Here is a 17,775-nt window from a genome sequence, read left to right as displayed (position 1 = left end):
CTGCATGTAAACGCGGCGCAGGCCACGCGAGGATTTACGCCGCTGCAACCATTTGCCCTATCATGGGGTCTTTCCTCTGAACGATTGATGTTATGACTGCCGAATCCGCCTCCTTGCGCCCCGTGCTTGAAACCAGCGACATGCTTGAAATCGACGGCCTGCATGCCTTTGATTTCGAGTTGACTGAACTAAAGCTTGTGATTACCGCCATGGATGGCCGGGCCGAAAAACGCTGGAGCTTCACCACGGCGCAGGTGGACGCCGCCACATTTGACGACACGCTGCAAAGCTGGACCCTTACCGGTGAGTCGGGCGAGCACCGCTTGATCTGCATGAGCGCCTTCACCGGCAACAATAACGACGAGGACGAAGCGGATGATGATGCGTAAATTCTGGCCCCTGCTGATGGCAGGCAGCGTCGGTGCGATGTCGGTACAGGCCGCACCCAGCGATGTGCATGAACTGCTGGTGGGCAGCTACACCGCCGGTAGCAGCGAGGGTATTTACCGCCTGCAGTTCGACAGCCGCACCGGGCAGTTCAACGGCAAGCCGGTGCTGGCGGCGAAAACCGCCAACCCTTCCTGGCTGACGATTTCCAAAGACCAGAAGCAGTTGTTCGTGGTCAATGAAAACGGCCCGGGCCAGGAAGACCCGGTGGGGCGTGTCAGCAGCTACAGCATCGACCCGCAGAACCACCAGCTGACCCTGATCAACCAGGTGCAGAGCCTGGGCAATGAGCCCACCCATTCCAGCGTGGCCGCCGATGGACGTTACCTGTTCGTCGCCAACTATTCGGTGGTGGAAGACCCGGGTGGCAGCTTGGCGATCTTGCCGGTGGATTCCAGTGGCAAGCTGTCGGCGCCGGTGCAGTTGAGCGGGCACCCGGCCAGCCGCGTGAACCCGGAGCGCCAGGCGTCCAACCATGTGCACTCGGTGGTGTCGTCGCCGGACGGCAAGTATGTATTCGTGCAGGACCTGGGCGCAGACAAGGTGTTTGCCTACCGCTACGACCCCAAGGCCAATCACGAGCTGCCACTCACCGCGGCCAACCCGGCGTCGGTGCAGTTGCCACCGGGCAGCGGCCCGCGTCACTTGCTGTTCAGCGCGGACGGCAAACACGCCTGGCTGACCACTGAGATGAGCGCCCAGGTGGCCGTGTTCGACTACAACGACGGCAAGCTTAAGCAAACCCAGTTGGTGGACTATGCGGCTGGCCAACCGGTGTCCGACAAGGCCGGTGCAGCGTTGCATGCGTCAAACGACGGCAAATTCCTGTACGTGAGCAACCGTGGCACGGCCAATCAGATGCTGGTGTTCAGCATCGACCCGGCCACCGCGCACCTCAAGGAAATCCAGCGGCGCTCTGTCGAAGGCGACCATCCGCGCGAGTTCAGCCTCGACCCGAGCGGTAAGTTCCTGCTGATCGCCAACCAGAAAAGCAATGAAATCGTGGTGGTTGAACGCGACCCCAAGACTGGCCTGCTGGGTAAAACCGTGCAGAAATTGCTGATCGATGCCCCCAGCGACCTCAAGTTTCTGGTGCGTCAATAAGCCACAGGCCCCGCACTGCGGGGCCTGAGCCTTTGTATTAATCGCAGTGATAACGGCTACTGTTTCAAAGCATTTCTAAGGTTCAACCCTCGGGCGTAAGTTGGGTTCCAAGGCCTTCCCAGGCCACCCAACCAAACGAACACAAGGGTTACCGCCATGAATTTCAATCTCTTCTCGATCATTGCTGCTTCTGCTGTTTCCGCTACTGTGGCATTGCCTGCCGCTGCTAGCGTGGAAGTCTCCGGCAAAAAATCCAATGTTACGGCCTATACCCAGAAGTACCTGCAACAGAGTGCCAACTTCTACGCCGCGCTGGATCACAAGAGCCAGCACTGAGCCGCCATTGAGCCAAGGTCAACTGTGGGAGCTGGCTTGCCTGCGATGGCCATAAGTATCTACACAACCCTGTAGTGCTCAACGGTAACCACGATGCGAAGCGAGCCGCTCTTGATCTGCTTTTGATCTTGATCTCAAGCGCCCCGTTAAACCACGCTGGCCGGAATTCGACAGGGATTTGGGGGGTAAACCGGCAGGGATGCCGGTTTAGCCGCCCCGCGCCATGGATGGCGCGTGGCGGCGGCCCCCCAAATCACTGGCGGATTACGGGCACACCGAGCCTAGGCGAGGTGCCGAGTGGTGGGGCAAGAGCGTTTTGCTTACTTTTGCGCTTTTCAAAAGTGAGCCGCCGTCAGGGCGGAACCCTAAGCGGCCGTTACCGCAGCAATGGATATGTACACAATCCACCTGTGTTGACTGCCAGGCCGCCTTCGCGAGCAAGCCCGCTCCCACAGTTTGGACCGCGGGGTGTCAGGTAAATAGATATCGACTGGCAGGCCGTCATCGCAGGCAAGCGAGCTCCCACAGTTGGTTGGATTAGCCTCAGGGTTTTGCCATCACCGCCATAAACAACGGTGAATCCAGAAACCGTTGCAGCCAGGCCTGCAAACGCCGATACGGCGTGCTCGCAAACCACTCCCGATCCACATGGGCAAACTGGCGTACAAACGGCATCAGCGCCGCATCTGCCAGGCTCAGGTGCTCGGCGAGCAGGTACTCACGGTCTGCCAGCAATGTTTCCAGTTTCTGTAAGAACACTTCACCCTCGGCCCGATAATGCTCCATCGAGTGCTCCGGGTAGCGTTCGGCGTACTTGTATCGATTCAAATGATGCTTGAACACCTGATCATTCTCGGTAATCAACGCCAGCACCGCAGGGTCACCTTGCAGCAGCCAATCATCCGGGTCGTGCTGCGCCAGCGCCCACTGCATGATCTGCAGGCTTTCCTCGATCACTCGACCTTCGACACTCAGCACCGGCACCGTGCCCTTGGGCGACAGCTTGAGCATCTCGGTCGGCTTGGCTTTCAGGCTGACTTCGATAATGCGCACCGCCACGCCGGAGTAGCGCAGCGCCAGCCGCGCGCGCATTGCATAGGGGCAGCGCCGGAACGAATACAGCAGCGCTTCGCTCACTTGACCTCCAACGTGCTCAGGCCGTTGCCCTGGCGCTGGACCTGAATCTGCACCGGGATGCGTTCATGCATTTCCTGTACATGGGAGATCACCGCCACTTTGCGGCCCTGGGCTTGCAAACCGTCCAGGGCGTCCATTGCCAGTTGCAATGACTCGGGATCGAGGCTGCCAAAGCCTTCGTCGATAAACAGCGACTCGATCTTCAAGGTGCTCGACGCCATCGACGCCAGCCCCAACGCCAGTGCCAACGACACCAGGAAGGTTTCGCCACCGGACAGCGAGTGCACCGAGCGCAGTTCATCGCCCATTTCTGTGTCCATGACCAACAGCCCGAGCATGCTGCCGCCGCGTTTAAGCCGGTAGCGGCGCACCAGTTGGCGCAGTTGCACGTTGGCGTGGTGCACCAGCAAGTCGAGGTTGTAGGCCTGGGCGATCTTGCGGAAGGTGTCGCCGGTGGCCGAGCCGATCAGCGCATTCAGGCGTGCCCAGCGCTGCCATTGTTCGTAAGCCTTGGCGATCTGTTCGGCCAGGGCCTGGTTGGCATTCTGGCGACGCTGGTCTTCGGATTGGCGTGCGCGCAGTTCGGCGCAGTGTTTCTCACCCTCGAGCAGTTGCTGGTTAAGCGTTGCCAGGGTGGCGTCCAGTTGCTCGGCCTCCAGGTTGCCGTTGTGCAGGGTCTGGTGTTCGGCCAGGCGCTGTTCGCGCTCGTGCAGCAGAACCTTGGCTTGCTCCACGGCCTTTTCGCTGCTGTGCAGGTGCTGGCGTAACTGCGCGACTTGGGCCTCATCGAAGGCCAACAGGCGTGTCAGACCCTGATCATCCAGTTCAGGGTGCAGGGCGCGCCATTCGCCGATGCGCGTCGCAAGGGCTTGCTGTTCCGCCTCCAATGCCTGCTGGCGTTGCTGCTGGGCGTTGAGGTCGGCGGCCAGCTGTACCAGGGCCGTGTGCACAGCGTGCAGTTCCTGGTTGGCGTCGGTCTCGCTCTGGCGGGACTGGGTGACGGCTTGTTCCAGTTGCTGTTGCCAGTGTTCGGCGCTGGGGTGGTCCCCTAGCAAGGCGCGGAGTTTTTCCTGGACGGCGTGTTGCTGGTCGGCCAGCTCGGCGACTTGCAGATTCAAGGCATCGAGTTGCTGCTGACGATGCTGCTGGTGGGTGTGTTGTTTCTCGATGGCCTGTTGGCGCTCTTGCTGCTCGGCCTGCTCGTCGCGTTGATGGCCCAATTGCTCAAGGCGCTGGCTGACCTGCTGGTCAAGCTGCATGAAGGTCGCCGCAGGCGCGCTGCGCAAACCCTCCAGCGTATCGGCGGGCAACAGGCTGGCGAAGGCGCTGAGTTCCGCCTCCAGGCGTTCGCGGTCGCCGGCCAGTTGCCGCTGTTGGTCCACCAGCAATTGCCGGGCTTGCTGGCTGGCGTCCTGGGCCGCTTGCAATTGTTGCTGCAAGCGCCCGGCGTTCTGTTGCAGGTTGAGCAGGGCGCCCTGGCGTTGTTCGTCCTGGCTGATGCTTTGGGTCAACTGGGCCAGTTGCTGGGCCAGCCAAGGGCTGCGCTTGTCGACGTCCTGGTTGAACAGCGAGGCGCACAGCGGATGGGCTTGCAGGCTCGGTGCCAACCCCTGCTGCTGCATGGCCAACTGTTCCTGCTGTTGCAGGAACTCTTTTTGCTGGGCAATCAGGCCGCCCACTTCACCGCGCAATTCAGTGAGTTTTTCCTTGAGGCTGTCGACGGCTTTCTGCGCCGCTGCCTCTTCACTTTCATCATGGCGACCCAGGCTTTGTAGCAGGGCTTCAGGCTGGTGATAGGGGTGTTCGTGGCTACCGCACACCGGGCAGGGTTGGTCATCCTGCAACTGCTCGCGTAATTCCTCGACGCTGGCACTGCGGGCCAGGCGTTGGCGTTCCAGCAGTTGCTTGGTCACCGCCAGGGTTTGTTCGGCAACGGTGAGTTCGGCCTTGGTTTGCAGGCCGGTCTGGTTCAGTTGTTCGCGTTTTTGCGCGGCCTCGGCGAGTCTTTGCGTGAGCGCAGCGGCCTGTTGATCCAGCTGTTGCTGGCTGTCCCACAAGCGGGCCAGGTCTTCGAAGGCGCGCTGTTGCTTGCGATTGTCTTGCAGCAGGCTGGCCAGTAACTGGATTTGTTCGGCCACCGCGTGCGGTTCGGCACCGGCCTCGTGGTAGAGCAAATCCAGGGCTTCGCGCTGTAGGGTGAACTGTTCGGCGGCGGCGCTGGCGCGCTGTTCGAGCTGCCCCAGCTCGGCCTGGCCTTGGTTGAGGCGATTGCCAATCAACACCAGCTGTTGCAGGCGGTCACGGTAGGCGTTCCAGGCATCGCTCAGCGGCGCGAGGGCGGCGCTGTGTTCAAGCTCGGTGGCCAGGCGTTGCAGGCGCTCGCTGCCTTGGGCCTGCGTGTGTTGCAAGCCGTCGAGCAGGGCCTGGCCTTCGGTGCAGGCGCTTTCGTGCTGGTGTTTTTCCTCGTTGCGCTTGGCCAGTTCGCGGCTCACGTGGGCGAGGGTGTTTTGCTCCTCGATGGCCTGGCGCAGCAGGGGCGCGGCGTCGGCCTGGTTTTTCAGGGCCTCAGCCAGTGCTGCCTGGGCGGCCACTTGCTGGTGTTGCGCCTGTTCCTGGCGGGTGTGCAGGGCGGTTTGTTGCTCCAGGTGCTGGGCAATCTGCGCCGCCAAGGGGGTCAGCAAGGTGGCGAGTTCTGCCTGGCGCAGGAAGTGATGGCGTTGCGGTGCCAACTGCTCCAGCAGGCTCAGGTCCTGGCGTTGCTGGCCTTGGGCGGCCCAGGTCTGTTCGTCGCGTTGCAGTTGCTCCACGGCATGCTGATGGCGCTCCTGCCATTCACGCAGCTCCTTGAGCCAGGTGTGCTGCAACTCCAACTGCTTGAGCTGGGCTTGCTGGGTCTTGAGCTGTTGCTGGGCCTCGGCCAACTGTTGGTCCAGCTCGGCGCGGGCTTCGGGGGCCAGGGGCACCACGCCGGTGGCTTGGTCCTGCAGCTGTTTGTGGGCGTCCTTGGCTTCTTTGGCCTTGTCGAACGCACGGCGGCCGAGCTGGGTGTAAAGCGCGGTGTCGGTGAGCTTTTCCAGCAGCTCGCTGCGCTCATTGTCATTGGCCTTGAGGAAGGCGCTGAACTCGCTTTGCGCCAGCAGCACCGCACGGGTGAACTGTTCGAAGTTCAGGCCCAGGGCCAATTCCAGCTGGGTCTTGTATTCGGTTTTCTGGCTGGCCAGCAGTTGGTCGCTGTCCAGGTCGATCAGGCTTTGCCGGCTGTTCTGTAACTTGCCGCTGGCTTTGTCGCGAGCGCGGTTGGCTTCCCAGCGCGCACGGTAGCGACGGCCACTGACACCGACAAAATCCACCTCGGCATAGCCACCACCGGTGCCGCGGCGAATCAGGGTGCGCGGGTCGCCGATGGAAATATCCGTGTCGGCATCCGGCATTTTGGCCTGGCCGGTATCACCCAGGCGCGGCACCGCGCCAAACAGCGCCAGGCACAACGCATCGAGCAGGGTGCTTTTACCCGCGCCAGTCGGCCCGGTGATGGCGAACAGGCCTGCACTGGCCAGGGGCTCGGCGGTAAAGTCGATTTCGAACGGGCCCGCCAGGGAGGCGAGGTTTTTCAAGCGGATGGCGAGAATCTTCATGGCTGTTCGCCCTCCTGTTGCACTTCCTGGAGCAGCACGGCGAAGTCCTTCAAGGTCTGTTCATCCACTTCACTGCCGTAGCTGTCCTGCCAGGCGCGGCTGAACAGTTCCTGGGGCGTGAGCTGGTCGAGTTCGATCAGTTGCGCATCGTCTGCCTCCGCGCTGCCGCGCGTGCCGGCGTATTCGGCGGCGATACGCACCAGGCGCACGGCCTTGCCTTGCAACGCGGTTTCGATCTGTTGGCGCAGGTCTGGTTGCGGCTCGTCGAGGCGCACGCGCACTTCCAGCCAGGGGTGGCGCTGGGTTTCGGCGAGCAGGTCGATGTCGGGCAGTTCACCGAGTTGCTTGAGGATATCGGCCAGGGGCGCGGCGTCCAGGCGTTGCAGGTTGACGGAGCGGGGGATCAGGATCGGTTCGCAGCCCACCAGCCTTTCGCCCTGGAACGTCACGTCGAGAATCTGGTGCTTGTAGCCGATTTCGGAGAACGACAAGGGTATCGGCGAGCCGCTGTAGCGAATGCGCTCCTCGCCATTGACCTTTTGCGGCTTGTGCAAATGGCCGAGGGCCACATACGCCACGCTTCGGTCGAACAGTGTGGCGGGCAGTGCCTCGGCATTGCCGATGATCAGGCTGCGTTCGGAGTCTTCGGATACCGAGCCACCGGCCATGTGCGCATGGCTGATGGCTATCAACGCCTGGCCTTTGTTGCGCTTGGCATTGGCGGCCGCGATCAGCCATTCATGCACTTGGCCGATGCCGCGCAGGTAATCATCGCCCAACTGGGCACCGGTGACTTCCGCTGGCCGCAGGAAGGGCAGCGCCAGGCACCAGGCGACGATCTTGCCTTTGGCATTGGGCAGCGGGATCAGCAGGCGGTCGGCATCCAGTTGGCCGTCATCCAACCACAGCACCCGGCCCAGGGCATGGGTGCGCAGGCGGCGCATCAGGGGCGCAGGCAGTTCGATGCGCGAGCCGGAGTCATGGTTACCGGCGATCATCACAATGGTCAGCGTCGGCTGTTGTTCGTGGGCGCTGATGATGAAGTCATACAAGCGCTCCTGGGCCTTGAGCGGCGGGTTGACCGTGTCGAAGATATCGCCGGCGATCAACAGCACATCCGGGCGCTGGGCCTTGAGTTGGCCCAGCAGCCATTCAAGGAAACAGGCGTGTTCGAAGTCGCGTTCCTGGCCGTGGAGGTTTTGGCCCAAGTGCCAGTCGGAGGTATGAAACAGACGCAAGGCGAACTCCGTGGAGAAGATGAAAAGGAGGGGAGTTTACCTGTATTGCGAACACGCTGCCCCCGCTGTCCCATTCTTCAATTGCTGCAATCAATGGGAACAGCTACTCAACTTCCGCCACGGTTTGCCCTCTGGCCCAGCGTTCAGGTCGGGACGCTGACGTTGTGTCCAGTGCGCAACCTCATAGTTGTAGCCGGCGTAGGATGCTTTCTCGTTAACGGTTGCGTAGATTTTTTCTTCCTCCCAGGGCGCAGCGCATAGGGCCAGCGCTGTAAGAATGACGACGCTCGAACTGCGTTTAACCTCGTTTGTGCCGTCGCTGACCGTCACATAAATAGTGGTGTTAGTGTCTTTATCGACGTCTGCCGCAGTATAGATGCCGCTGGGCCGCCCCCCCGTGGTGCCGGTGTACATGCCCGCCGTCCTGGACCAGGCGTAGGTCAGTGGCTTGTCGGTTGAACTGTAGGCGTCGACCTTGACGGGCAATTGACCACCAGCGATAACGGTCGGCGGGATATCCATGGTGGCGGTAATCGGTGCAATAGCGGGCCTGATCGTGAGGGTCTTGTTCAGTAGGGTGGTGCCATAGGCGTTGGTCAATTTCACCGAAATGGGTTTTCGCAGGGGTTGCGCAACATTCGGGGCTTTCAAGCTCAGCGAATCGGCGCTACCGACCTCGGGTGTGAAGCCAGGCGCGGACCAGGCATAGTCCAATGTGCTGCCACCGGGGTCGGTCGCTATAGCGCGGGCGACGAACGTCTGGTTGGCCTCGACATCCAGGGGAATCTCCAATTGGCCGACAGGCAGTTGGGCCTCGAGTGGTGGGTAAAAGTTGGCGAGCACTTCGCGCCGTAGATTGAGGACACGCACGCTGTTGTGAATACCGGCGATGCCCATGGGCAAGCCGTTATATGTACGGTTGGGGCTGGACCAATAATTGCCCCTTGGACACGCCGGTATGCAGTCGTAGGCCATGGTCGTACGCCAGAAAGGACTATGCCCTTTTTGTTGATAGCCGAAGCCATCGCCGTATTGGCCTGCCGGCACATCCGAATAATGGTTCAAACCAAAGTTATGCCCCATCTCATGGGCGAAAGTGTAGTTGCCGGTTGGGCAACTGACGATGCTGAAGGCGTAACCCTTGGGCGCATTCACGTAGGCCAGCCCGCAATAGATACTGGCCTTGCTGACCATGACAACCAGATCGGCCCGTTGTTGTTCGCGCAATAAACTTACCGGCCCGCCCAGGGCCGCATGGGTGGGTGTCCTGAGGTCCACGAGCATTTGGCTGTAACCGTCCGTTCCCTGCTTATCGGAATAGTCGAGGTGATAGACCCCTGCGCTCTCAAAATAGATCGGTACGTCGCTATGGGCCATGCCTTGATTGGCTTCAGCGAACATCAGTGCGGCATGGCCTTCCATATCGGGCCACGCCGCCTTGGCCTGGTTGGTGTAGATCAGCAGTACACGAATGGCGCTTAGCGCAGTGCTAGTCGGTGCTGCCGGGGAGTGTTCCAGGGGGGGATCAACCGGTAGGACGAGGTCTTCAGGGTATTTGGAGGTGTCTACTTTAACGATGACGTGTTCTCCCACGCCCACCGGAACGATTTGATACAGCTGGCCGAGATAATGAATAGAACCGGAGACTTGATCGCCATTACGCACCAGTATCGCGCTATTGAGCTCGTCCACCGGCACTTCTTTGCCGGTTTGCACCCCGGCGTTGATCATGCGCTGATCGGGAAGGCGTCCATGCCAGGTGAACAGGCGAGTGCTGGCGAATTCGGCTTGAAACTTACTCGCCACGACAACCAGGCCTTCCTCCAGGGGAAACGCCAATTCCTGCATATCGGTTGTCAGCAACCCAGCATCCAGGGTCAATTGGTTGACTTGTACTGTGGTCTGATCGTCGAGGATGGCTTTCAAGGCGCTGTTCGCCGGATGGCCTGCCGTGGACTGGGCTGATACCTGTGGGCCCAGCAGAAATAATGCCTCGGCGGCGAACAGCCGTGAAGACATTAGCAGCCAGCAGGTGGCAAGGGCATAAAGTACGAGTCTGTTCATTGTTTGCGCTCTCCTGGATGCTTCCCGCTTGGGACGTTCCGTACAGCTAAATCGGGAATCGCGCGGGCGGATACTGTCGTAAATACCAGTTCCGATCAGTGGTCAGGAGGGGAAGCGCCTAAGTGCCTGGGTGCCTGCACACACCCAGGCTGGGGTTACGTCATACCTTGGGTTGCAGGCAATCCAGCGCACGGTCGGCGAGGGTGCGGGCCATGTCGATCAGGTGAGCGGTGGAGCAGGCCATGTCTCGCTGGGTGCCTTTGAGGCCCTCGGCGGTTTCGGTGGCGGTGGTGGCGGCGCAGCGCAGTAGCGAGGAGATGCTGGCGATGGCGTCTTCGAAACTCAGGTCTTCGTGGGCGACGAAAATCGGGAAGGGTGGGTCGGGGATGAGTTTGTTCATGGATAAAGCTCCTGCTTGGATTGGGAGCCATTCTTTTGCCGATCTCACACGTCAAAAGGTGGCAGCTATGTGCGGGGTGAGATACCGGAAAACAGGACCCGGCCAGACCGAAGTCTGCCCGCACACAGCCGCCATAGACGGTTGTAGCGCATTGCGCCTGCTAATAACGGGATCTCACACCCGATCGCTGATATGCAGCGACGAAGCGAAGGCTAGCCAGCGAAATGAGCGGGCGCAAGGCCAAAGGATTGTCTAGGAAACGTCCTGCAAATTAAAGGGATATGGATTGCTGGCCTTTAACAATGCATGTCGAGCGGGCGGTGATAAATGGAACGGCAGGTTGAGTGACGACCACCCACAAGGTGGATTTTTCAATCAATCCCTGAATGAATCAGAGGCCCAGCATGACATTTTCAATAAAGCCATCTTCCACTAGCGCTTTCACCGCTCTACCCGAGCAACCGGATGCTGACAGTCGCTCACGCCAAGCTAGCCATCGACAGGCACGAAGCGCTGAAACCCAGGCCATCGTCCCCGACACGCGCCCGTACGCTAGTGTGACTGACCGACAACTAATAGGGCTGATCCGCGACCACTTCCGCGAATTCGCCGCAGGGGCGACAGACAGCTATGTGAACTTCAATGAGTTGAAAGAAGCCGCCGGCCTGGTTGCCACCGACAGGACATTTTCACCAGAGGCACACCACGCGGCCAAGGAGTTACTTTCACGTCCCAAGCTGCTGCGCAAGCTGGATATCGGCATCAGCTTCTTCGGTGGCCCCGGTAAGGAGGATGGCCGATTCGATATGGATAACCTGAACTATCTGTACAAATTCCCCCATCGTGAATGGAAGGTGCCGCGTCGTAATCATTAAGTGCAGGCAGGCGTTCGAGCAGGCACTGCAGATCAATTGTGGGAGCTGGCTTGCCTGCGATGGCGGCCTGACAGCCGACGCTGATCTAGCTGACGCGCCGCAGTCCAAATGTGGGAGCTGGCTTGCCTGCGATGGCGGCCTCCCAGCCGACGCCTATCTACCCGATGCCCCACGATCAAACTGTGGGAGCGGGCTTGCTCGCGAAGGCGGCCTGGCAGTCAACACAGTTGGATTGTGTACATATCCATTGCTGCGGTAACGGCCGCTTAGGGTTCCGCCCTGACGGCGGCTCACTTTTGAAAAGCGCAAAAGTAAGCAAAACGCTCTTGCCCCACCACTCGGCACCTCGCCTAGGCTCGGTGTGCCCGTAATCCGACATTGATTTGGGGGGCCGCCGCCACGCGCCATCCATGGCGCGGGGCGGCTAAACCGGCATCCCTGCCGGTTTACCCCCCCAAATCCCTGTCGAATTCCGGCCAGCGTGGTTTGACGGGGCGCCTAAGATCAAGATCAAGAGCAGATCAAGAGCCAGATCAAGAGCGGCTCGCTTCGCATCGTGGTTACCGGCTGCTGCTACAGGCTACAAAGTTGTGTAGATACCTATGGCCATCGCGGGCAAGCCCGCTCCCACAGGGTTTTGTGGTGTTGGTTGAGGCTGGGTTATTTGGGGTAGAGCGGCGGCAAGCTGGTGGTGTCGGTGGCCGGGTCTTGCTCGCGTTCGGCCACGGGGATCGCCTTGATCGCGCGCCATAGGTCATCGCCCAACCAGTATTGGCCGCTTTCGCTGTACAGCGCACCATTCAACCCGTCCAGGGCATCTGACAACGGCACAAACCGTGCGGCCATGTCGGCCAGGGTTTCGGGTTGTTGCCTTGCCCAGGCGTCGAGGGCCTGGCGGGTGGCGTGGGGGTCGTTGGCCTGGGTGGCGCGCTTGAGGTCGTCGAGCAGCGTGCGTGGGCTGGGGCCGGTTTGGGCGGCGCGTTGTACCGCCGGTTGCCGGCGTGCGCGCCACCACAGGCCAAAGCCCAGCAGGGTGGTGCAGGCCAGTATCAGTGTGCTCAGTTGCCAGAGCCACAGGCGGTCATCGTCGGGTGCGGTGATGATGGTCGGTGTCGCCGGGGTGTCGACCACCAGGCTGGGGTTCACCGCCACGTGCACGGTACGCGCCGGCAGGCTGGTGCGTTCCAGATGGTCTTCGTGGGTGTTCCACCACACCACTTCCACGGCGGGCAGTTCCAGCTCGCCGGCGCGGGTCGGCACCAAAGCTTCGCGGTCTTCACGGCTGCCGGTCAGGCCGCGGTCGCTGGTGCGGTTAGCCATCACCGGTTGGTCGGGGTAGCGGCGCAGGCCGTTGACCTCGGTGCCGGGCAGCGCCGGCAATTGTGCGCTGGACAGGCCTTCGGCCTCCACGGTGAGGCTGCGGGTCAGTGAGTCGCCGACTTGCACGTGGTCCGGCGTGGGATTCCAGCCTTCGCTCAAGCTCAGGCTGCGTGCGGGCAGCCAGGGGGCGTCGGCGGGGTAGGCGTCCGGTTTGGGTTTGACCGTCAAGGGCAGGGGCGCGGAGCTGACGTGAATCATCTTGCCCGGCTTGGTGCCCTGCAAGGTGTTTTCCTGGGGCGGGCGCGATTCCACCAGGGTGGCGCTGAAGGTCTGTGCCGGAATCACCACGGCGCCACTGTGTTGCGGGTAGAGGGCGTAGCGGGTTTCGATCACGCCATGGCGGATGCTGTTGATGACCTTCTCATAGGTGCGTGATTCGCCCAGTTGTTCGACACGTGCATCCGGTATCTGCAAAGGCGTGAGGCTGCTGTCGTCATACAGCGACACCGAGTGGTACACGCGAACGGTCAACAGGGCCTGGGCCTGCACGTACACGCTGGTCTGGTCGAGGTTGGCTTCGATGAACACCGGGGCCAGTTCGGCGCTGGTGTTCTGGCTGGCGCTTTCCACCACTTGCAGGGTGATCGGCTGGGTCTTGAGCGCGCCCACTTGCAGCGGCGGGATGACCACGTTGCCGTTCACCTTGGGCAGCAGGGTAATGATCCAGCGGGTGGTGGCGTGGTTGTCGCCGTCCAGTGTTGTAAGTTGGTTGATCTGGCGGGTGCCGCTGACTTCGAACTGTGCGTCCAGGGGCGACAGGTCCGGTTTGCCGAACTGGGTCACATCACTCGATTGCACCGTCAGTTCCACCGTTTCCCCGGAGTTGAGGCGGCTGCGGTCTACGCTGGCGACCAGGTCCGCCGCCTGGGCGTGGCCTGCCGACAGCGCGAGCAGGAGCAAAAGGGTGGTGCGGCGGCTCATCGAGTGGTGTCCTGATGTTGTTGCTGTTCGTACCAGAATTTGCGTCGCAACAGTTCGCCGGGGTTGTCCGGGATCTCCTGCAACCATTGCTCCAAGGCCTGGCGGCGCTCGCCTTCCAGGCGTGTGTCGGCGGGGCGCAGTGGGGGCGTGGTGGTTTGCTCGTCGCCCAGTTCGCTGCCTGGCACTTCATTACCGCCAGGCAGTGGCGTGGCGGCTGTCTGAGTCTCAGCGGTGCCCGCTTCGCCCTGGCCGTGGGACGACTGCTCGCCACCCTGTGCCGTTTGTGCGCTGGCACCCGGTTGCGCAGTTTGGCCGGGTTGGGCGGTTTCGTCATCTTCGTTTTTTGCTGGCGGCTCTGCCTCGGGCTGCGCTTGCTCCTGCATCAGGGTTTCAACCAGGGCTTTGTTTTTCAGTGCCGGTTGCAAATCGGGCTGGGCTTCCAGGGCTTGTTCATACGCATCAATGGCCGCTTCAAGCTCGCCGGCCTTGGCCAGGGCATTGCCACGGTTGTAGTGGGAATAGGCATCGCTGCCTTGGGCAAACCGCTTGATGGCCTCGGCGTAATTGCCGGCTTCATACAGCGCCACGCCTTGCCATTGCGGGTCCTGGAAGTGTTCGGCGGCTTCGGCCGGGCGTTTGTGCTTGAGCAGGTACTGGCCTTGTTGGTCGGGGCGCAGCCACAGGTCCTGCAGCCCAAAGGCGTAGCTGGGTTGCGGCGCACCCATCAGCAGCAAGGGCAGGCAGAACAGCCAGCCGCGACGCCCGGCGCACGCGGCCAGCAGCAACAGCGGCAAGAGCAGCCAGTAACCCTGGTCGGCCCAGCTGTCCAGGCGCAGCCGTTGGCCGTCGTCGCGCAGGGCTTGGGCGCTGTCGAGCATGCCGAGTTGGCGCAGGTCCTTGTCATCCAGGCGCGCCGCACGGTAGCGGCCACCCATTTCGCTGGCGAACGCCTTGAGGGTCGGGCTGTCGAGACGCGGCACCAGGATCGCGCCCTGGTCGTCCTTGAGGAACTCGCCACTTTCCTGAGTCACCGGCGTGCCTTCGCGACTGCCGATGCCGAGGATCGACAACGTTGGAGCCTGGGCACTTTGCAGTTGCAGGCGGATGCCTTGGCGCTCTTGTTTGGACAGTGAGGAACCGATCAGCAGCAGGCGCCCCTGGCCGAGACCGCCTTGCTTGAGCAGGCCCAGGGCTTTTTCCACGGCCAGATCGGCACGATGGCCGGGCTCGGGCATGATCGATGGGCGCAGGGCTTCCAACAGGTTGCGGCTGGTGGCCAGGTCATCGGACAGCGGCACCAAGGTATGGGCGCTGCCGGCATACACGATGATGGCTGTTTGCGCATCGGTGCGCGCTTGCAGCAAGTCATACAGCTTGCGCCGCGCCTGCTCCAGGCGGTTGGGCGGGCTGTCGGTGGCGAGCATTTCCGGGGTCAGTTCCAGCAGCACCACCAAGGGGTCGGAAGGTTTCTGGCTGGCTTGTTCAACCCGTTGCCAACTGGGGCCCAGCAACGCCAGCACGGCCAACAGCCAGGCGATGCCGAGCACCACCCACGGCGATTTACTCTCGCGGCCATTGCCACCACTGAGCAACTCGGCATGGAACGCCGGCGGCAGGATCATCTGCCAACGCCCGGCGCGCTTTTGCCGGTGCCACAACTGCCACAGCAACCAGCCAAGCAGGGGCAACAGCAATAGCCACCAGGGGCGCAACCAGTGCGGCCACAGCGCGATCATCTACGCCTCCGCAAGCGCAGGCGCTGCAGACGCTGGCGCCATTCAGGGTGTTGCTGCAAAAAGATGCCCCTGCTCGATAGTCGATTGAAGCCGCGCTGCAAGGCGTTGTTCGGCCAGCGTTCCTGGATTACCAGCAACAGGCTCAACACCAACGCCAAGGCCAATGGGCCGCTGTACAGCGCCTGGGCCGGGCGGGCCTGGGTGGGTTGTTGCTCCACCGGCTCAAGGGTGTCGAGGGTGTCCTTGATCTTCAGCAACTCCTCACCATCACGGGCGCGGAAATACTGGCCGCCGGTGGCCTCGGCCAGTGCCTTGAGCGCCGGTTCGTCGAGGTCCAGGCTCGGGTTGACGCCAAGGATGCCCAGGGAGCCGGTTTGCTCGGGGTCGGCACCGATGCCGATCGGGTAGATTTTCACGCCTTCCTCGGCCGCCAGGCGCGCAGCGGTCAACGGGTCGATCTGCCCGGCGTTGTTGGCGCCGTCAGTGACCAGGATCAGCACGCGGCTTTGCGCCGGGCGTTGGCGCAGGCGCTTGAGGGCCAGGCCGATGGCGTCGCCGATGGCGGTGTTCTTGCCGGCAATGCCGATGCGCGCTTCATCCAGCCAGGTGCGCACGGTGCGGCGGTCAAAGGTCAAGGGCGCTTGCAGGTAGGCTTGGCTGCCAAACAGGATCAGGCCCACGCGGTCACCTTCACGCTCCTCCAGAAAGTCCCCCAGCAGGTGCTTGACCAGGGCCAGGCGGCTGACGTCCTCGTCCTGCCAATGCATGTCGGGAAAGTCCATGGAGCCGGAGACGTCCACCGCCACCAGCAGATCCCGGCCGCTGGCAGCAATCGGCAGGGGTTCGCCCAGCCATTGCGGGCGGGCGGCGGCGGTCAACAGCAGCAACCACAGCACCACGAACGGCGCTTGCTGACGCCAGCCGGGCAGGTTGACGCGGGCACGGCGGCGGGCCAAGCCTTCGAGGTCGCTGAGGTAGCTGACTTTCAGCGCCGGTTCGCCGCTGTCGGCCACAGGCAGCACCAGGCGCATGATCCACGGCAGTGGCAACAGGGCGAAGATCCACGGCCAGGCGAACTCAAACATGTTTGCGAATCCAGGTGTCGACGGCTTGCGTGAGACCGGCGATGGCTTTGTCGTCGAGCTTGCATTCGGGCTTGTAGGCGCCTTCCACCAACACCATCCAGCGCGTCAGGCCGGCGGCGGGGCAGCGGTTGTCCAGAAAGGCCAGCCATTTGCGCCCGTTGAGGGTGTGGCTCTGGCTGTAAGGGTAGTCGTTACGGCACAGGCGCTTGAGCAGGCCGTTGAGTTGCTGCAGCCAGGCGCCAGCCGGCGCGCCGTCGTAGGGCTTGGGCATCAAAGCCAGCTCGGCCAGGGCGGCGATACGCAACGGGTCCAGCGGTTGTTCGGCACGCGCCACGGGGCGGCGAGCCGGCAGGAAACGGCGCAGCCACCACAGGCCCCAACCGAGCAGGGGGATCACCAGCAGCAACAGCCACCAGCCCGGCGCAGGCGGCCAGAAGCCAATGGCGGGCGGGGCGATCAGTGGTTGCAGTTGGTCCAGGCTGCTCATGGTTTTTTAACCGGGCGTTGCGGGTTGAGGTATTCGCGCAGTTGCTCGACCATTTCACTCTGGGTACTCAACGGCATCAACAACAGCCGCAGTTTCTGCGCGAGCAGTTCCCAACGGGCGATACGGGCTTCGGCCTGGGCCTTGTAGGCCTGGCGCAGGTCGATATTCAGGGTGTCCAGTTCCAGTTGCGCGCCTCGTTGCGCGAAACGCAGCAGCCCGGCGGCGGGCAGGGCGTGGTCCAGCGGGTCGGAGATCGGTAATAACAGCAGGTCGCAATGGCGCGCCAGCAGGCTCAGCTGTTGCTCGGCGCCTTCGGTGAGGGCGCGCTCATCACAGATCACCACCACCAGGCTGCCCGGGCGCAGCACCTCGCGGCCACGGCGCAAAGCCATGCCCAGGGCATCCGCTTCCGGCTGACGCTCAGTGTTCAGGCTCTGGTTGACCCGCACCAGCCGGTTAAGCAGTTGCAACAGGCTCTGCTTGCTGCGCCGTGGCTTGATCTCGTAGTGCTCGCTGTCGCCGAACACCAGCCCGCCCACTCGGTCGTTATGGCCCAGGGCGGCCCACCCGATCAGGCTGGCAGCCTGGGCGGCGAGCACCGACTTGAACATTTGCCCCGAGCCGAAAAACAGCCGGCAACTTTGCTCCACCATGATGAAAATCGGCCGTTCGCGCTCTTCGTGGAACAGCTTGGTGTGCGGCTCCTGGGTACGCGCCGTCACGCGCCAGTCGATGGTGCGCACGTCGTCGCCGGCCTGGTACACGCGCACCTGGTCAAAATCGACGCCACGCCCGCGCAGCTTGGAGTGATGCAGGCCCACCAGCGGGCTACGTTGGCCAGGCGTGGAGAACAACTGCACTTCACGCACGCGGTGGCGCATCTCAATCAATTCACTGAGGGTTACGCGGATGCCATCGCTTGCGTTCATC

14 protein-coding genes are annotated in these 17,775 nt (G+C 62.2%); 4 read left to right on the top strand and 10 right to left on the bottom strand.

Going from position 1 to position 17,775, the window contains the following annotated elements; genetic code table 11:
* The first annotated feature begins 92 nt into the window (after positions 1 to 92).
* From PSH76_RS15040 to PSH76_RS15030, 3 genes are all read left to right on the top strand, one after another.
* Positions 93 to 389, top strand: coding sequence for a DUF5629 family protein (locus tag PSH76_RS15040; RefSeq protein ID WP_032892149.1), 297 nt, complete (start codon positions 93 to 95; stop codon positions 387 to 389).
* Positions 376 to 1,551: a lactonase family protein gene (locus PSH76_RS15035; protein WP_305494417.1), complete on the top strand. Its 1,176-nt coding sequence runs from the start codon at positions 376 to 378 to the stop codon at positions 1,549 to 1,551. Before PSH76_RS15040 ends, PSH76_RS15035 begins: the two co-directional genes overlap by 14 nt.
* 156 nt (positions 1,552 to 1,707) lie before the next feature.
* A complete protein-coding gene (locus PSH76_RS15030) occupies positions 1,708 to 1,887 on the top strand; it encodes a hypothetical protein (protein WP_278918045.1) in 180 nt (59 codons plus the stop codon).
* Between the two features lie 543 nt (positions 1,888 to 2,430).
* On the opposite strand, the gene PSH76_RS15025 is transcribed toward PSH76_RS15030, so the two are convergent.
* From PSH76_RS15025 to PSH76_RS15005, 5 genes are all read right to left on the bottom strand, one after another.
* On the bottom strand, positions 2,431 to 3,024 hold the full coding sequence (locus PSH76_RS15025; protein ID WP_305494416.1) for a glutathione S-transferase: 594 nt from the start codon (positions 3,022 to 3,024) through the stop codon (positions 2,431 to 2,433).
* Positions 3,021 to 6,659: an AAA family ATPase gene (locus PSH76_RS15020; RefSeq protein WP_305494415.1), complete on the bottom strand. Its 3,639-nt coding sequence runs from the start codon at positions 6,657 to 6,659 to the stop codon at positions 3,021 to 3,023. The genes PSH76_RS15025 and PSH76_RS15020 overlap by 4 nt, the downstream gene beginning before the upstream one ends.
* Positions 6,656 to 7,897: an exonuclease SbcCD subunit D C-terminal domain-containing protein gene (locus PSH76_RS15015; protein WP_098951755.1), complete on the bottom strand. Its 1,242-nt coding sequence runs from the start codon at positions 7,895 to 7,897 to the stop codon at positions 6,656 to 6,658. The genes PSH76_RS15020 and PSH76_RS15015 overlap by 4 nt, the downstream gene beginning before the upstream one ends.
* A 90-nt stretch (positions 7,898 to 7,987) precedes the next feature.
* Positions 7,988 to 9,961, bottom strand: coding sequence for a zinc-dependent metalloprotease family protein (locus PSH76_RS15010; RefSeq protein ID WP_305494414.1), 1,974 nt, complete (start codon positions 9,959 to 9,961; stop codon positions 7,988 to 7,990).
* Between the two features lie 160 nt (positions 9,962 to 10,121).
* Positions 10,122 to 10,361, bottom strand: a complete 240-nt coding sequence (locus tag PSH76_RS15005; protein ID WP_032892142.1) for a hypothetical protein — start codon at positions 10,359 to 10,361, stop codon at positions 10,122 to 10,124.
* 557 nt (positions 10,362 to 10,918) lie between these two features.
* Here PSH76_RS15005 and PSH76_RS15000 point away from each other — a divergent pair.
* Complete coding sequence (locus tag PSH76_RS15000; RefSeq protein ID WP_228391225.1) at positions 10,919 to 11,236, top strand: hypothetical protein; 318 nt, start codon at positions 10,919 to 10,921, stop codon at positions 11,234 to 11,236.
* A gap of 660 nt (positions 11,237 to 11,896) precedes the next feature.
* On the opposite strand, the gene PSH76_RS14995 is transcribed toward PSH76_RS15000, so the two are convergent.
* The 5 genes from PSH76_RS14995 to PSH76_RS14975 are packed head-to-tail and all read right to left on the bottom strand — an operon-like array spanning position 11,897 to position 17,774.
* Positions 11,897 to 13,537, bottom strand: a complete 1,641-nt coding sequence (locus tag PSH76_RS14995) for a BatD family protein (protein ID WP_138762567.1) — start codon at positions 13,535 to 13,537, stop codon at positions 11,897 to 11,899.
* Positions 13,534 to 15,273 (bottom strand): tetratricopeptide repeat protein, encoded by a 1,740-nt coding sequence (locus tag PSH76_RS14990; protein WP_305494413.1) that lies wholly within the window; start codon positions 15,271 to 15,273, stop codon positions 13,534 to 13,536. Before PSH76_RS14990 ends, PSH76_RS14995 begins: the two co-directional genes overlap by 4 nt.
* Positions 15,270 to 16,358: a VWA domain-containing protein gene (locus PSH76_RS14985; protein ID WP_138762569.1), complete on the bottom strand. Its 1,089-nt coding sequence runs from the start codon at positions 16,356 to 16,358 to the stop codon at positions 15,270 to 15,272. Before PSH76_RS14985 ends, PSH76_RS14990 begins: the two co-directional genes overlap by 4 nt.
* Positions 16,351 to 16,845, bottom strand: coding sequence for a DUF4381 domain-containing protein (locus tag PSH76_RS14980; protein ID WP_003190798.1), 495 nt, complete (start codon positions 16,843 to 16,845; stop codon positions 16,351 to 16,353). Before PSH76_RS14980 ends, PSH76_RS14985 begins: the two co-directional genes overlap by 8 nt.
* Positions 16,842 to 17,774: a DUF58 domain-containing protein gene (locus PSH76_RS14975; RefSeq protein ID WP_044273431.1), complete on the bottom strand. Its 933-nt coding sequence runs from the start codon at positions 17,772 to 17,774 to the stop codon at positions 16,842 to 16,844. The genes PSH76_RS14980 and PSH76_RS14975 overlap by 4 nt, the downstream gene beginning before the upstream one ends.
* Position 17,775 lies beyond the last annotated feature (1 nt).

This window comes from Pseudomonas sp. FP215, assembly GCF_030687795.1.
In the GTDB taxonomy this organism is placed as follows: domain Bacteria; phylum Pseudomonadota; class Gammaproteobacteria; order Pseudomonadales; family Pseudomonadaceae; genus Aquipseudomonas; species Aquipseudomonas salmasensis.
This window is presented reverse-complemented; position numbering and strand designations above follow the sequence as displayed.

Bases quoted from the DNA above. Each gene is read 5' to 3' on its own strand.
- PSH76_RS15040 (WP_032892149.1), top strand. From the start codon at position 93: ATGACTGCCGAATCCGCCTCCTTGCGCCCCGTGCTTGAAACCAGCGAC.
- PSH76_RS15035 (WP_305494417.1), top strand. From the start codon at position 376: ATGATGATGCGTAAATTCTGGCCCCTGCTGATGGCAGGCAGCGTCGGT.
- PSH76_RS15030 (WP_278918045.1), top strand. From the start codon at position 1,708: ATGAATTTCAATCTCTTCTCGATCATTGCTGCTTCTGCTGTTTCCGCT.
- PSH76_RS15020 (WP_305494415.1), bottom strand. From the start codon at position 6,659: ATGAAGATTCTCGCCATCCGCTTGAAAAACCTCGCCTCCCTGGCGGGC.
- PSH76_RS15010 (WP_305494414.1), bottom strand. From the start codon at position 9,961: ATGAACAGACTCGTACTTTATGCCCTTGCCACCTGCTGGCTGCTAATG.
- PSH76_RS15005 (WP_032892142.1), bottom strand. From the start codon at position 10,361: ATGAACAAACTCATCCCCGACCCACCCTTCCCGATTTTCGTCGCCCAC.
- PSH76_RS14995 (WP_138762567.1), bottom strand. From the start codon at position 13,537: ATGAGCCGCCGCACCACCCTTTTGCTCCTGCTCGCGCTGTCGGCAGGC.
- PSH76_RS14990 (WP_305494413.1), bottom strand. From the start codon at position 15,273: ATGATCGCGCTGTGGCCGCACTGGTTGCGCCCCTGGTGGCTATTGCTG.
- PSH76_RS14985 (WP_138762569.1), bottom strand. From the start codon at position 16,358: ATGTTTGAGTTCGCCTGGCCGTGGATCTTCGCCCTGTTGCCACTGCCG.
- PSH76_RS14980 (WP_003190798.1), bottom strand. From the start codon at position 16,845: ATGAGCAGCCTGGACCAACTGCAACCACTGATCGCCCCGCCCGCCATT.
- PSH76_RS14975 (WP_044273431.1), bottom strand. From the start codon at position 17,774: ATGAACGCAAGCGATGGCATCCGCGTAACCCTCAGTGAATTGATTGAG.